The organism is Candidatus Eisenbacteria bacterium, from assembly GCA_026388185.1.
In the GTDB taxonomy this organism is placed as follows: Bacteria; Eisenbacteria; RBG-16-71-46; order JAFGJU01; family JAFGJU01; genus JAPLKG01.
The window spans coordinates 106,081-118,746 of sequence record JAPLKG010000008.1; the positions used below are offsets into that span (position 1 = coordinate 106,081).

The 12,666-nt window shown below is 56.5% G+C and carries 15 protein-coding genes; all 15 read left to right on the forward strand.

The features are described from left to right. Window positions 1-9: 9 nt before the first annotated feature. The 15 genes from rfaE1 to rnc all read left to right on the forward strand — a co-directional run bounded on the left by rfaE1 (window position 10) and on the right by rnc (window position 12,657). On the forward strand, window positions 10-1,017 hold the full coding sequence (gene rfaE1 / locus NTX17_03240; GenBank protein MCX5800382.1) for a D-glycero-beta-D-manno-heptose-7-phosphate kinase: 1,008 nt from the start codon (window positions 10-12) through the stop codon (window positions 1,015-1,017). After that, a complete protein-coding gene (rfaE2, locus tag NTX17_03245) occupies window positions 1,010-1,495 on the forward strand; it encodes a D-glycero-beta-D-manno-heptose 1-phosphate adenylyltransferase (GenBank protein ID MCX5800383.1) in 486 nt (161 codons plus the stop codon). Before rfaE1 ends, rfaE2 begins: the two co-directional genes overlap by 8 nt. 268 nt (window positions 1,496-1,763) lie before the next feature. Further along, complete coding sequence (locus tag NTX17_03250) at window positions 1,764-3,080, forward strand: cyclic 2,3-diphosphoglycerate synthase (protein ID MCX5800384.1); 1,317 nt, start codon at window positions 1,764-1,766, stop codon at window positions 3,078-3,080. A gap of 104 nt (window positions 3,081-3,184) precedes the next feature. Further along, a complete protein-coding gene (sucC, locus tag NTX17_03255) occupies window positions 3,185-4,321 on the forward strand; it encodes an ADP-forming succinate--CoA ligase subunit beta (GenBank protein ID MCX5800385.1) in 1,137 nt (378 codons plus the stop codon). Continuing rightward, the gene (sucD, locus tag NTX17_03260; GenBank protein ID MCX5800386.1) at window positions 4,318-5,193 is read left to right on the forward strand and encodes a succinate--CoA ligase subunit alpha; all 876 of its coding nucleotides are present in this window, start codon (window positions 4,318-4,320) and stop codon (window positions 5,191-5,193) included. The genes sucC and sucD overlap by 4 nt, the downstream gene beginning before the upstream one ends. Before the next feature lie 40 nt (window positions 5,194-5,233). Further along, the gene (gene ndk / locus NTX17_03265) at window positions 5,234-5,668 is read left to right on the forward strand and encodes a nucleoside-diphosphate kinase (protein ID MCX5800387.1); all 435 of its coding nucleotides are present in this window, start codon (window positions 5,234-5,236) and stop codon (window positions 5,666-5,668) included. A gap of 15 nt (window positions 5,669-5,683) precedes the next feature. Next, on the forward strand, window positions 5,684-6,211 hold the full coding sequence (locus tag NTX17_03270; GenBank protein MCX5800388.1) for a DUF177 domain-containing protein: 528 nt from the start codon (window positions 5,684-5,686) through the stop codon (window positions 6,209-6,211). A gap of 2 nt (window positions 6,212-6,213) precedes the next feature. After that, a complete protein-coding gene (gene rpmF / locus NTX17_03275) occupies window positions 6,214-6,399 on the forward strand; it encodes a 50S ribosomal protein L32 (protein ID MCX5800389.1) in 186 nt (61 codons plus the stop codon). Window positions 6,400-6,440: 41 nt separating this feature from the next. Further along, window positions 6,441-7,475: a phosphate acyltransferase PlsX gene (gene plsX / locus NTX17_03280; GenBank protein MCX5800390.1), complete on the forward strand. Its 1,035-nt coding sequence runs from the start codon at window positions 6,441-6,443 to the stop codon at window positions 7,473-7,475. After that, complete coding sequence (locus NTX17_03285) at window positions 7,462-8,451, forward strand: ketoacyl-ACP synthase III (GenBank protein MCX5800391.1); 990 nt, start codon at window positions 7,462-7,464, stop codon at window positions 8,449-8,451. Before plsX ends, NTX17_03285 begins: the two co-directional genes overlap by 14 nt. Window positions 8,452-8,556: 105 nt before the next feature. Next, the gene (gene fabD, locus NTX17_03290; GenBank protein MCX5800392.1) at window positions 8,557-9,501 is read left to right on the forward strand and encodes an ACP S-malonyltransferase; all 945 of its coding nucleotides are present in this window, start codon (window positions 8,557-8,559) and stop codon (window positions 9,499-9,501) included. A gap of 9 nt (window positions 9,502-9,510) precedes the next feature. Beyond that, window positions 9,511-10,251: a 3-oxoacyl-[acyl-carrier-protein] reductase gene (fabG, locus tag NTX17_03295; GenBank protein MCX5800393.1), complete on the forward strand. Its 741-nt coding sequence runs from the start codon at window positions 9,511-9,513 to the stop codon at window positions 10,249-10,251. Between the two features lie 52 nt (window positions 10,252-10,303). Next, entirely contained in the window at window positions 10,304-10,549 is a 246-nt protein-coding gene (gene acpP, locus NTX17_03300) for an acyl carrier protein (GenBank protein MCX5800394.1), read from the forward strand. 108 nt (window positions 10,550-10,657) lie between these two features. Then, complete coding sequence (gene fabF / locus NTX17_03305; protein MCX5800395.1) at window positions 10,658-11,896, forward strand: beta-ketoacyl-ACP synthase II; 1,239 nt, start codon at window positions 10,658-10,660, stop codon at window positions 11,894-11,896. Beyond that, window positions 11,893-12,657 (forward strand): ribonuclease III, encoded by a 765-nt coding sequence (gene rnc / locus NTX17_03310; GenBank protein MCX5800396.1) that lies wholly within the window; start codon window positions 11,893-11,895, stop codon window positions 12,655-12,657. The genes fabF and rnc overlap by 4 nt, the downstream gene beginning before the upstream one ends. The last annotated feature ends 9 nt before the right edge of the window (window positions 12,658-12,666 follow it).

Here is a 12,666-nt window from a genome sequence, read left to right on the forward strand (position 1 = left end):
TGTTTCTGTATGAAATCAAACCAGTTAGATGAGCTTCGCAAGATCGCACAGTCGTTCGGAGATCACTCAGTCCTGGTGGTGGGCGATGTCATGCTGGACCGTTACCTGTGGGGCAGCGTCAGCAGGATATCACCCGAAGCGCCGGTCCCCGTGATAGAGCTTTCCGGAGAGAGTACGCGACTTGGAGGTGCGGCGAACGTCGCAAACAACGTCGTCTCTCTCGGAGCGAGAGCCAAAGTGTTGGGTGTGGTGGGAGACGACGAGTCGGGGAGAGAGCTTGTGTCGGAAATAGAGAAATGCGGAGTTCCTCTCAATTCTCTACTCTTGGACTCGAATAGGCCGACGACCGTCAAGACCAGGATCATTGCCCACAGCCAGCAGGTGGTTCGCACAGACCGGGAGAATCGCTCCGACGTCAACGAGACTCTCGAGGAGGAGCTCATCCGCGCAATCAAGGAACACCTGCCCGGCTCCGACGCAGTCGTTGTTTCCGACTACGGCAAGGGCGTGCTTACGGACAAAGTGCTAAAATGTGTCATTCGAGAGGCCGTCTCTCTCCGCGTACCGATCTGCGTGGATCCAAAGGAAACAAAACTCCTGTCGTACGTTGGCGTCACCGTGATTACACCAAACCAACACGAGGCCGGCTTTGCCTACGGCAGAAGAATAGTCGACGAGGCAACGCTGGCAGAAGTGGGATGGGGTCTCAGCAAGAAGCTGGGCTGCGACGGCGTCCTCATCACGCGCGGCGAAAGGGGTATGAGTCTTTTCGAGAAGAGCGGAGAGTACACTCATTTTCCTACGGTTGCGCGCGACGTGTTTGACGTCACGGGAGCAGGCGACACGGTGGTGTCTGCATTTGCCCTGGCACTTGCCGCGGGTGCGAGTCTCAGGCAGGCCGCCTCGATCGCCAATCATGCCGCCGGCATCGTGATAAGAGAGCTCGGTACTGCGACCGCCACTATCAAGGAGCTCATAGGGTCTCTTGAGGAAAACGGGGAATGGGACGATGTGTAGGCGAAAGCTCGTGGCCGCCACCGAGTTTGTACGAGTGAGGAATGAGGCCAAGGACAAGGGTCTCAAGGTCGTTTTCACGAACGGTTGTTTTGACATCTTGCACGTGGGCCACGTGCATTATCTGTCCAGGGCCCGCAGGCTTGGCGACATGCTTCTTGTCGGCTTGAACAGCGACGCTTCGGTGAGAAAGCTCAAAGGCGAGAGACGGCCGATAGTACCGCAGGCCGACAGGGCGGGCGTCTTGTGTGCCCTCAGCAGCGTGGACTACGTTTGCATTTTTGACGAGGAAACGCCGGACAGGATCATACGTGAAGTTGCGCCCGACGTTCTTGTGAAGGGGGGCGACTACAGGCCCGAAGAAATAGTCGGCGCGGATTTCGTGCGGGGAAGAGGAGGGGAGGTTGTCGTCATAGAAGCGCTCGAGGGTCGTTCGACTCAATCGCTCATCGATACTATCTGCCGAAGATTCGGTTCTTGAAGGAATTGCCTACAGTCTCCTACAGGAGACGCCTCCTGCAGACTTGCCGCACCCGAGGTTGCCCCGTTTCTTTGAACACGCTCCAGCTTGACAGGCCTGGCCAGTGATGGTAATGTGGACATTTCGAGCGAGCTTAGCCGGTACTCGGCTCTAGTTCGTAGTCGGCGTTGGCACGGCTTTACCTGGCCGGGCTCCACCGGGCAGGGCATCAACTGTCAGGCACATCTGAAGTTAACAGAATGGGCTGCTGGTTCACCGGGAGTCAATCATGAAATCAACCAGAGTCGTCATCATGGGGGCAGGCGGCAGGGATTTTCACAATTTCAACACGTACTTCAAGGACAACAGGGAGTATGAGGTGGTCTGCTTCACTGCCACCCAGATCCCCAACATAGAGAACCGGACTTTTCCGGCCGAGCTTGCCGGCGCACTGTACCCCAAAGGCATTCCCATCGTTCCTGAGCAGAAGCTCCCTTCCATCCTCAAAGAACAAGACATAGATGAAGTCGTCTTCGCCTACAGCGACGTTTCCCACGAGTATGTCATGCACGCGGCCTCGGTTGCCCTTGCCGCGGGTTGTGACTTCAGAATCATAGGCCCGAAAAGAAGCACGATACGCGGAAAGATCCCCGTCGTTGCGATCCTCGCCGTTCGTACCGGTGCGGGCAAGAGCCCCGTGACTCGAAAGGTGGCCAGTCTGTTGCGCGACATGGGGAAGAGGGTAGTTGTCGTGAGGCATCCGATGCCGTACGGCGACCTCGCACGCCAGAACGTTCAGAGGTTTGAGAAGATAGAGGATCTCGACTTGCATGACTGCACCATAGAGGAGAGAGAGGAATACGAGCCACACATCGAGAACGGAATCGTGCTGTTTGCCGGGGTTGACTACGCACAGATTCTCAAGGCTGCCGAGGCGGAGGCCGACGTCGTCGTGTGGGACGGCGGCAACAACGATATGTCTTTCTACGAGCCTTCTCTGACAATAGTCGTGGTCGACCCTCTCAGGCCCGACCATGGGCTGCGTTATCACCCGGGCGAGACAAACCTGCGGTGCGCGGATGTGATCATAATAAACAAGGAAGATTCTGCCACGCCGGAGGCCATAGAGGCCGTGAAGAAATCCGTGAGAACCGTCAACCCTGGGGCCGAGATCATTGACGCAAACTCTCCGATCCTGGTTGACCGGCCTGAACTGATCAAGGGTAAGCGAGCTCTCGCCATCGACGACGGCCCGACGCTCACCCATGGAGGTATGAGTTTCGGGGCAGGAGTCGTCGCTGCAAGAAGATATGGGGCAAAGGAGCTCATCGATCCAAGACCTTTTGCCGTAGGGGACATAAAGAGCGCGTTCGAGCACTACCCCCACATAGGCGCTGTCTTGCCGGCGATCGGGTACGGCGACAAGCAGGTGAAGGAGCTCGAAGCGACAATAAAAGCGTGTAATCCCGAGGTTGTGATAATCGCCACCCCTACGGACTTGAGAAGGATAGTGTCTTTTGAGAAACCTACCGTGAGAGTCCGCTATGAGCTCGAGGAGATAGGTACCCCGAGGCTTGCCAAGATTCTGACCCGGGCGGTCAAGTAGGCGCCGATGTGCACGGGCCAGATCCAGTCTGGGTTTTATGTGTTGCGGCGGTCACGGGGAACCCCGAGCCGCACGTTCCCCCCAGTTAGGAAAGGAGGTCGATTTTGAATATTCACGAGTATCAGGCAAAGGAGGTTTTTGCCCGCTACGGAATTCCTGTGCCCCCCGGTCGAGTTGCCACCAGTCCGGCGGAGGTCAGAAAGATTGCCTCGGAGTTGGGCAAGCCGGTTGTCGTCAAGGCTCAGGTTCACGTCGGCGGCCGCGGCAAGGCAGGAGGGATCAAATTTGGAACCACGCCCTCGGAGGCCGAGAAGGTGGCCTCTCAGGTGCTGGGAATGAGCATCAAGGGTCTCGTTGTCGAGAAAGTCCTCGTTACCGCGAGCATTGACGTCATCGCCGAGAGTTATCTCGGTCTCGTGGTGGATAGAAGGGCGAAGAAACCGGTGTTCATGGCCAGCCCTGCCGGAGGGGTCGACATAGAAGAGGTCGCTCGCACTACTCCCGAGAAGATTTTCAAGATGCACGTGGACCCTTGCGTGGGACTTCTTCCATACCAGTCAAGATTCCTTGCCTCCAAGCTCGATGAAGATTCGAAGCTCCGAAGTCAGATTGCCTCCATCGCTCACAAATTGTGGCGGGTGTTCTGGGAAATGGATTGCTCTCTTGCGGAGATCAATCCGCTCGTGCGAACCAAGGACGGCCAGATCATCGCCCTGGACGCGAAAATCAATCTGGATGACAACGCGCTTGACAGGCATCCCGATCTGGCGGCCATGCGCGAAGGTGAGACGGAGCATGATCGCATGGCCAGGGAAATGGGACTCAGCTACGTGAAGCTGGACGGTTCGATCGGCTGCTGCGTCAACGGCGCCGGACTCGCAATGGCGACAATGGATTTGATAAAGCACTACGGTGGTGAGCCTGCGAACTTCCTGGACATCGGAGGCAGTTCAAGCCCCGACAAGGTGCTGACTGCGATGAAGATCATTTGTTCGGATCCTAAAGTCAAGGCGGTTTTCTTCAACATATTCGGCGGCATCACGAGGTGCGACGACGTGGCCACCGGCATAGTGGCTGCCCTGAAGGAAATGGACGTGAAAGTCCCGATTGTGATCAGGCTTACCGGAACCAACGAGGAAAAGGCCAGAGAGATCTTGGGCAAGGCAAACCTCAAGTCTACCACCTCGATGGATGAAGGCGTCAGGCAGGTGCTTAAGACCGCGCAGGAGGGAGTAAGTTGAGTATTCTGGTTGATGAAAACACGCGAGTCATCGTTCAAGGCATAACGGGCCGCGACGGCTCTTTTCACGCGAAGGCGATGATAGATTACGGCACCAAGGTGGTGGCCGGTGCGACTCCCGGCAAGGGCGGCACCGAGTGCGTCGGCGTTCCCGTTTTTGATTCCGTTCTCGAAGCAAGAAAGGCCACGGGAGCCAACACCTCCGTTGCATACGTGCCCGCCGCCTTTGCAGCCGATGCCGTGCATGAAGCCTTTGACGCGGGGATTGAACTTGTGGTTTGCATCACGGAAGGGGTCCCGACGTCTGAAGTGATACGAATATACGGCAAGATGAAGGCGCTCGGCGTGAGAATGATAGGACCCAACTGCCCCGGCATCATCTCTCCGGGAAAGTGCAAGGTTGGTATTATGCCCGGGCACATACACAGCCGGGGTAACGTTGGTGTCGTCTCGAGGAGCGGGACTCTCACATACGAAGTGGTCAACCAACTCAGGGCCGCAGGGTTGGGGCAGTCCACGTGCATAGGCATAGGAGGAGATCCTATCATAGGTACGAATTTCATCGACGCGCTAAAGCTCTTTGAGACGGATCCGGAAACCAAAGCCGTAGTGCTGATTGGTGAGATAGGCGGCACGGATGAGGAGGAGGCGGCGGAGTTCATCAAGTCTGAAATCAGCAAACCTGTTGTCGGCTTTATCGCGGGCCAGACGGCCCCTCCCGGGAAGAGAATGGGTCACGCCGGGGCGATTGTCTCTGGTGGAACCGGGACGGCGAAGGAAAAGATAGAAGCTTTCAAAAAAGCGGGTATCGCAGTCGCTGACATACCATCTCAAATCAGTAGCTTGGTTGCCGGACTGACGAAGGCTGCATGAGATCCTAAAGATCGAACTTGGAAGGAGAGTTTCGCCCTGGATGGAAACGAACAAGACCATGATGATCGTGAAGCCCGACGCAGTCGAGAGAGGGCTTGTGGGGAAGATAATCTCGTTGGCCGAAGCAAGGGGTTTCAAGATTCTCGACTTGAAGATGCTGCATCTGACCCTCTCCAACGCCGAAGTGCTGTACAGGGTTCACAAAGACAAGCCGTTCTTTGAGTCTCTGACGAAATACATGGCGTCCGGCCCTTGCGTTGCCTGTCTTCTTGAGAAGAACGATGCCGTGGGTCAGTTGAGAGAAGTCGTGGGACAGGTTGATCCCGCCAAGTCCCCCGAGGGGACTATCCGCAGGCTCTACGGTCTTGACGTTCAGCGGAACGCGGTTCATGCTCCAGATTCGGTCGATAATGCCCAGAGAGAAATCGGGCTCATATTCGGTCCGAGAGAGAAGGAACGCGCTCGCGAGGATTGAGGTTGGGGTTGCAGGATGAAAGTCAACGTTCTTGAGCTCAGAGAGGGAGAGAATTTCCTGGAATTTCGTGAGACCGTTGCATCGCTTGACATGGGTTCTCTCTCCACCGCGCTCAGCTCCGAAGTCCTTGTCAAGTTGAAGCTTCACAAACACGAGAATGAGATAATTGTCTGGGGAACCTCAAGTCTTACAGTTACCGAGGAGTGCTCCAGGTGTCTTGAATCCTTCGACCGCGAGTTTGATGTGCAGTTTGAGGCCTTCTGTGATAAGATTGGAACTCGGAAAGGGGAAGAAAGGTCCGGGGAAGTCGAAGGTGAGACGTTCACCGTGTATCACGATGGCAAGATCCTCGATCTTCGCCCATGCTTGCGGGAAGCCATCGTTCTTTCGCTTCCGATAAAGCCGCTCTGCAAGGAGAACTGCAACGGTCTTTGCCCAATTTGCGGCAAAAACTTGAATGACGGCGCGTGCAATTGTCCCAGAGACAAGACGGGTGCTCGCTGGAGCATTCTTGAACGACTCAACAAGGAGAAGGAGAACTAGAGATGGCGCTACCAAAACGGCGACATTCGAAGGCGAGAAGAGACAAGAGACGGACCCACTGGAAGCTGTCGAAGCCAGAGCTTTCTAGCTGCGCACACTGCGGCAATCCGAAGCTGCCCCACAGAGCCTGTCCCAGCTGTGGTTATTACGGAGGCGAAGAGGTTACTTCTCCCTGGGTGAAGTCATAGCGTCAGGGAAGTCATCTAGCTGGCACGATCGTAGAACAGACATGTCTCAAACGCAGATTCCACGCATAGCCCTGGATGCAATGGGTGGGGACCACGGCCCCTCTGTTGTCGTGAAGGGAGCCGTTCAGGCGTTGAGGGAACTCAACGGCGCAGCACAAGTGCTCTTGTTCGGCGACGAACCCGTCATAAGAGGCGAACTCCTCAAGTTCGAGACAGATGGTCTTCCTCTCACAATAGTGCACGCCCCCGAGCAGATCGGAATGGACGAGCCTGCGATGGCCTTCAGAAAGAAGAAGAACTCCTCCATAGCCGTCGCTACGAGGATGCAGAGAGAAAAGGAAACCGACGCATTCGTGAGCGCGGGCAATACGGGGGTCGTCGTGGCCGCCTCGCTCTTGAACCTCGGCCGGCTGAGCGGCGTTGCGAGGCCGGCGATAGCCACGGTCGTTCCGAATGAGTTCGGTGGCTGCCTGATGCTTGACGTGGGAGCCAATTCCGAGTGCAAGCCCGTCAATCTTGTCCAATTCGGAATCATGGGAAGCATCTACGCAAAGCACTTTCTTAATCGACCCGAGCCCAGGGTAGGGTTGTTGAACATCGGAGAGGAAGGGACAAAGGGAAACGACCTCGCCGTGGAAGCCTACAAGCTTCTTTCGGAAAGTCCTCTCAAGTTCGTGGGGAACGTCGAGGGTCGGGACGTGTTCAGGGGAAGGGCAGACGTTGTTCTCTGCGACGGTTTCACCGGTAACATTCTCCTCAAATTCATGGAGAGCGTGATCGACCTTCTCGCCGGTTCGATAAGGGAACAGGTTTCCGCCGCGTTCCGGGCAAAAGTGGGCGCATTTCTCATGAAACCAACGTTCCGGAAGCTCGAAAAAATGCTCGACTACGCCGAATACGGTGGAGCGCCACTGCTCGGCATAGACGGTGTGTGCATAATCGGACATGGTAGCTCCTCGGCCAAGGCCGTCAAGAATGCCGTGAAAGTCGCCGTGAGATTCGTGGAGAGAAGAGTGAACGACAGAATCCAAGAGGAGCTGAAGCTCTATCCCGGAGGTCGAGTTGAGACAGCCTAGAGGAGCTCGCATCGTCGGAACGGGTTCCTTCGTGCCTCCAAAGGTGCTCACTAACCGCGACCTCGCGCGCATGGTTGAGACAAGCGAGGAGTGGATACGCACGCGCACGGGCATTCAGGAAAGACACATCGCGGAAAGCGGCGTGGCGTCGAGCGACCTTGCCGCAGAAGCCTCCAGGCGAGCCATGGCAGAGGCAGGTATCTCGCCGGCCGACATAGAACTTGTGATCGTCGCTACCGTGACGCCGGACAGGATGTTTCCTTCCGCTTCATGCAGTCTACAGGAGAAACTGGGAGCCTCTAAGGCCGCCGCCTTTGATCTGTCTGCTGCGTGCTCCGGTTTCATCTACGGCCTCGCCGTTGCAAAGGGTCTCATAGGAACCTCGATCGCTGACGTAATACTTGTTGTCGGCGTTGAGACATTGTCCAAGCTTGTTGACTGGACGGACAGAAACACGTGCGTTCTTTTTGGCGACGGCGCAGGTGCTGCCGTGGTTGTACCCGGCGAACCGGACAGGGGCATCCTGACGACGAGCATGGGATGTGATGGTAGGCTTGGCTGCCTTCTCGAGCTTCCCGCTGGCGGTTCTCTCAATCCAACCACGGAGGAAACCGTCCGAAATCGGCTGCACTTCATAAAGATGAAAGGCAATGAGGTTTTCAAGAGCGCGGTCCGCGCCATGGGGAGCGTGGCCGAAGACGCACTCGCGAAGGCCGGCGTGAAGGCGGAGGACCTTGACCTGCTGATCCCTCACCAGGCCAACCTGCGCATAATCAAGGCCACCGCCAAGCGGCTCGGTGTTCCCATGGAAAAGGTTTTCGTAAACGTTCACAAATATGGAAATACTTCGTCGGCCAGCATACCCATGGCCTTGGACGAGGCCAGAAAGGAGGGACGAGTGAAGGAAGGAGATCTCGTAGAGCTCGTTGCCTTTGGAGCTGGCTTTACGTGGGGCGCTGCGATCATACGCTGGTAGAAAAACGGTTGACCCGCCGAGAGTTCTCCTGGGGTAACTTGGGGTTGACCTTCTTGTCTGGTCTGAAGTTCAATGCGATAGACCCGGTTCTGAGCGGAGGTCATCTTGCAGTTTGGTCTGCTGTTTCCCGGCCAGGGTTCTCAGCATACTGGAATGGGTAGAGAACTTTTCGAGGAATACAAACTGGCCAGGGAGACGTACGAGGATGCGGACAGGATACTTGGTTACTCCATATCAAGCATCTCGTTCGACGGCCCCGAGGAGACGCTCAGAGAAACCAGGAATACTCAGCCCGCTCTCTTCGTTCACGGCATTGCTGCCTTCCGAGTCCTGTCTGAGTCGGGTTTCGAATTTTCGGTGGCCGCGGGCCACAGCCTGGGCGAGTATTCCGCGCTAACCGCGGCAGGTGCGCTGGAATTCGCCGACGCGCTGCGTCTTGTCCGGCGAAGAGGGGAGCTCATGCACGAGGCGGGCCTGAAGAGGCCGGGTTCCATGGCGGCCATACTGGGGCTTTCCCAGGCGGAGGTCATAGAGATTTGCGACGAAGCCTCGAGGGCTGGCGTGGTGCAACCCGCGAATCTCAACTCGTCTTCTCAGAGTGTAATTTCGGGTGAGCTCGTCGCGGTCGAGGCCGCCGTGAATCTTGCGCGGGAACGTGGCGCAAAGAGGGCCGTGATGCTGCCCGTGAGCGGCGCATTTCATTCGCCTCTCATGGAATCGGCTTCTCTCGGACTTTCAAAGATACTCGCCGAGATCAAAATCAACAGGGCCGAGTTCCCCGTCGTTGCCAATTACTCGGCGCTTCCGGTGAGAGAACCCGAAGACATCCGAGAGCATCTTGCCAAGCAAGTGCTTGGCGCCGTCAGATGGGAAGAATCAGTGCGACGGATGCTCTCGACCGGTGTCAGGCATTTTCTCGAAGTCGGCCCCGGAAATGTGTTAAAGGGACTGATGCGCAGCGTGGACAAGGAAGCCACGGTGCTGAGCGCGGGCACTCCCGGTGACATCGCGAGTGCCGTCGCTCTCCTTGACAGACAAAAGGTGACTTGAGGTGTCGACGTGGAACTTTTAGGTAAGATCTCCGTTGTAACTGGTGGGGTTCAGGGCATAGGGAGGGCCATAGCTCTCACGCTCGCGAAAAGGGGAAGCGACGTGGCCGTGATCGACATGAAAGAAGAAGGCTCCGCAGAGCTACTTTCCGAGATAAGGGATCTCGGCAGAGGAGCGCTCTTTGTGAAGGCCAACGTCGCTATTCTCTCCGACGTGGAGGCCGCGGCCAAGTCTATCCTGGACTCCCTCGGAAAGGTGAACATACTTGTCAACAACGCCGGGATCACTCGCGACGCTCTTCTCGTGAGAATGGAGGAGAAGAGTTGGGACAGCGTGATTGAGGTCAATCTCAAGGGAACGTTCAACTGTACTCGTGTCTTCTTGAAGGAGATGCTCAAGCATAGAGACGGACGGATAATCAACGTTTCTTCGATCGTGGGGATGATGGGCAACGCCGGGCAGTCCAACTACGCCGCCTCAAAGGCCGGTGTCATCGGCTTTGCAAAGTCTGTGGCCAAAGAAGTGGCATCGCGCGGCATCACCGTGAATGCAGTGGCGCCGGGATTCATCGACACGGCGCTGACGAAAGTTCTTTCCGACGGAGCCAGGGCCTCCTTCATGTCAAGTATTCCGCTGGGGAGGGCGGGATCGCCCGAGGATGTTGCCAACGCAGTTGCTTTTCTGGCTTCCGATAGTGCATCATATATCACCGGTCAGACAATCCATGTTGACGGTGGGATGCTGATGTAACAACATTATAGAATGCTCGCGTAGAGACAAGAGAGAGGGGGTGAAAACGGGTATGGCATTCAGCGAAGAAAGAGTGAAGCAAATCATAATGGATCAACTGGGTGTGTCTGCTGAGCAGGTTACGCCAGATGCATCCTTTATCGACGATCTCGGCGCTGATTCTCTCGACACGGTAGAACTCGTCATGGCACTGGAGGAAGAGTTTGACATTGAGATCCCCGACGAGGACGCCGAGAAGCTGAGGACGGTTCGGGACGCGCTCGACTATTTGAAGAAACACGTCACGGAGGAGAATTAGGACCGGCGGAGCAACCTCTTGTTGTGTCCAGCGTGTCTGCGGGAGTTTTTGAGGCCGTGCTTGTGATCGTGTCCGGGTTTCCGCAGACTGGAGTTTGGAGCGGGAAAAATGGAACGCGTGGTGGTCACTGGATTGGGAGTCGTGTCTCCCGTTGGGCTTAGTGTGCCCGATTTCTGGAAGAGCCTTTGCGAAGGGCGGAGCGGCGTCGGGAAAATCACAAGATTCGACGCCTCAGGTTTTGACACCAGAATCGCCGCGGAGCTCAAGGGTTTCAATCCGGAAACTCACATGGACAGAAAGGACGCAAGACGGAGCGACCGATATACGCACTATGGCGTGGCTGCGGCCGTGGAGGCCGTTCAGGATGCCAAACTCGATCTCGACGCCACGGACAGGAAGAGGGTGGGTGTCATCGTAGGTACCGGGATAGGAGGCATGGAGACCTTTGAGAATCAACACGCCATTCTCCTCGAGAAAGGTCCGTCGCGCGTGAGTCCCTTCTTTATCCCCATGATGATAGGAGACATGGCGGCGGGACAAATCTCCATGAAGTTTCTTGCAAAGGGTCCCAATTTCGCCACCGTGTCCGCCTGCGCTTCGGGAGCGCACGCGATAGGTGAGGCGTTCAGAACGCTTCAAAGACGTGACGCTGACGTGATGATCGCCGGAGGCAGCGAGGCCACCATCACTCCCATGGCGATAGCCGGATTCTGCTCGATGAAGGCCATGTCCACGAGAAACGACGAACCCGAAAGGGCGAGCAGGCCGTTCGACAAGGAGCGCGACGGCTTTGTCATGGGCGAGGGTTCGGGAATCGCGATCATGGAGACCTTGACGCACGCTCTGGCGCGCGGCGCCCGAATCTACTGCGAGATGGTCGGATATGCCGCGACCGCCGACGCCCACCATGTCACTGCACCCGCCCCCGATGGAGAAGGTGCGGCCAGGGCGATGAAACTCGCGCTCTTGGATGCCAACCTTCCTCTCGAATCCATCCACTACATAAACGCGCATGGCACGTCCACGTCTCTCAACGACAAGCTCGAGACTACGGCAGTCAAGGCCGTTTTCGGGGACCACGCACGCAAGCTGGTCCTCGTTTCTACGAAGTCCATGACCGGTCATCTCCTTGGCGCCGCCGGTGGCATTGAGTTTGTGGCGTGCGCACTCTCGATCAGAGACTCAATCATCCCACCCACCATCAACTACGAGTTTCCCGACGAAGAGTGTGACGTGGATTGCGTTCCGAACGAAGCCAGAAGGCAAGAAGTGACGGTCGCCATGTCCAACTCGCTCGGATTTGGGGGTCACAACTCCACTCTCGTTATCAAGAAGTATGACAGATGAACCCGCTCAGCAATCCCTTGAGACTCTTGAGAGAAGTATTCTCCTCCCACAGCAGATCCAAGGGCACGGTCGAAGCACTGCAGCAGAAGTTGGGCATACGATTCAACAAGCCTGCGCTTCTCCGTCAGGCCCTCACACACAAGTCCTACCTGCATGAGAACTCGGGAAAGGGAGAAGGATCCAACGGCCGCATGGAGTTTCTCGGTGACTCAGTCCTGGGCTTGGTGGTGAACGAATTCCTCTATCAACAGTTTCCTCTTGCCGAAGAGGGCGAATTGACCAAGATGAAGTCCCTGCTAGTCAGCAAGGCGGTCTTGGCGAGAAGGGCAAGAGCCATGCACATCGGGCACTTTCTTTTCCTCGCAGACGCAGAGGTTGAATCTGGGGGGCGAGAAAGGACCTCCATTGTCGCCGACAGCCTCGAGGCTCTCATCGGCGCCATCTATCTGGACAAAGGGCCTGACGTGGTCAAGAAATTTCTGCACGAAAACCTGCTGTGCGACGCGGAGAAGATCGTTGGCGACTCAAAGCACACCAACTACAAGAGCATTCTCCAGGAATACATTCAAGGTGAGTTCAGAATCCATCCCGTCTACAGGGTACTCTGTGAAAAGGGACCTGAACACGAGAAGCTCTTCACCGTTGAGGTGAGCGCGAATAGACGGGTGTTGGGGAGAGGCTCGGGGAAAAACAAGAAGGAGGCGGAGCAGGCCGCCGCGCGAGAGGCCGTGGCAGAGCTCGAGCTGCTTACCAAGGATTAGTCGGGATTC

Excerpts from the sequence above, each read along its gene's own strand:
- rfaE1 (MCX5800382.1), top strand. The coding sequence starts at position 10 with ATGAAATCAAACCAGTTAGATGAGCTTCGCAAGATCGCACAGTCGTTC.
- rfaE2 (MCX5800383.1), top strand. The coding sequence starts at position 1,010 with ATGTGTAGGCGAAAGCTCGTGGCCGCCACCGAGTTTGTACGAGTGAGG.
- NTX17_03250 (MCX5800384.1), top strand. The coding sequence starts at position 1,764 with ATGAAATCAACCAGAGTCGTCATCATGGGGGCAGGCGGCAGGGATTTT.
- ndk (MCX5800387.1), top strand. The coding sequence starts at position 5,234 with ATGGAAACGAACAAGACCATGATGATCGTGAAGCCCGACGCAGTCGAG.
- NTX17_03270 (MCX5800388.1), top strand. The coding sequence starts at position 5,684 with ATGAAAGTCAACGTTCTTGAGCTCAGAGAGGGAGAGAATTTCCTGGAA.
- rpmF (MCX5800389.1), top strand. The coding sequence starts at position 6,214 with ATGGCGCTACCAAAACGGCGACATTCGAAGGCGAGAAGAGACAAGAGA.
- plsX (MCX5800390.1), top strand. The coding sequence starts at position 6,441 with ATGTCTCAAACGCAGATTCCACGCATAGCCCTGGATGCAATGGGTGGG.
- acpP (MCX5800394.1), top strand. The coding sequence starts at position 10,304 with ATGGCATTCAGCGAAGAAAGAGTGAAGCAAATCATAATGGATCAACTG.
- fabF (MCX5800395.1), top strand. The coding sequence starts at position 10,658 with ATGGAACGCGTGGTGGTCACTGGATTGGGAGTCGTGTCTCCCGTTGGG.
- rnc (MCX5800396.1), top strand. The coding sequence starts at position 11,893 with ATGAACCCGCTCAGCAATCCCTTGAGACTCTTGAGAGAAGTATTCTCC.